The 727-nt window shown below is 68.5% G+C and carries 1 protein-coding gene; it reads right to left on the bottom strand.

Annotation, left to right across the window (positions count from 1 at the left end; genetic code table 11):
- Window positions 1-727, bottom strand: a 727-nt coding sequence (locus tag ABC138_RS05415) for an IS3 family transposase (RefSeq protein ID WP_345912960.1), incomplete at both ends; no start/stop codon positions are given.

Raw genomic sequence — 727 nt, forward strand, 5'->3', positions numbered from 1 at the left:
TCTCCATGGCTGCGTTGTCGCCGGCCGCGCCGACTCGGCCCATCGATCCGACCATGCCGTGACGGTTGAGCGCGTGGACGTACTTCCGGCTACGGAACTGGCTGCCGCGGTCGCTGTGGATCGCGCAGCCGGCGACATCGCCCCCTTCCAGTTGCCGCCTGGCGACAGCGTTGTTGAGCGCTGTCACTGCGAGGCGGGACTTCATCCGGTCGCTGACGGAGTAGCCGACGATCCGGTTGGAGTGGACGTCCTTGATCGCGCAGAGGTAGAGCTTGCCCTCTGCTGTGCGGTGCTCGGTGATGTCAGTGAGCCAGAGCCTGTTCGGGGCATCGGCGTTGAACTCGTGCCGAACCCGACCCTTGTCGTCGACCACGGCGCACAGGTCGTCGTGGACCGGCGGGCCGGGCTTCTTGGCCTTGCCTCGCTTGGGCTTGCCGAACGCTGACCACCAGCCCAGCTGCGAGCAGATCCGCCATGCGGTCCGCTCGGCCATCGGCTCACCGGCTTCGCGCGCCTCGTCGACCAGGAACCGGTAACCGAACTCGGGATCGTCGCGGTGGGCGTCGAACAGGGCGTTGGCGCGGTAGGCCTGCTCGAGCTCGGCGTCGGTGACCGGGTTGGCGAGCCAGCGGTAATAGGGCTGGCGCGCGATCTTGAGCACCCGGCACGTCACCGTCACGGGCACCCTGATGGGCGCGTCCTTGGCGGCCAGCTCGCGGACGAGCGG

Source organism: Janibacter sp. LM (assembly GCF_039631275.1).
Lineage (GTDB): Bacteria > Actinomycetota > Actinomycetes > Actinomycetales > Dermatophilaceae > Janibacter > Janibacter terrae.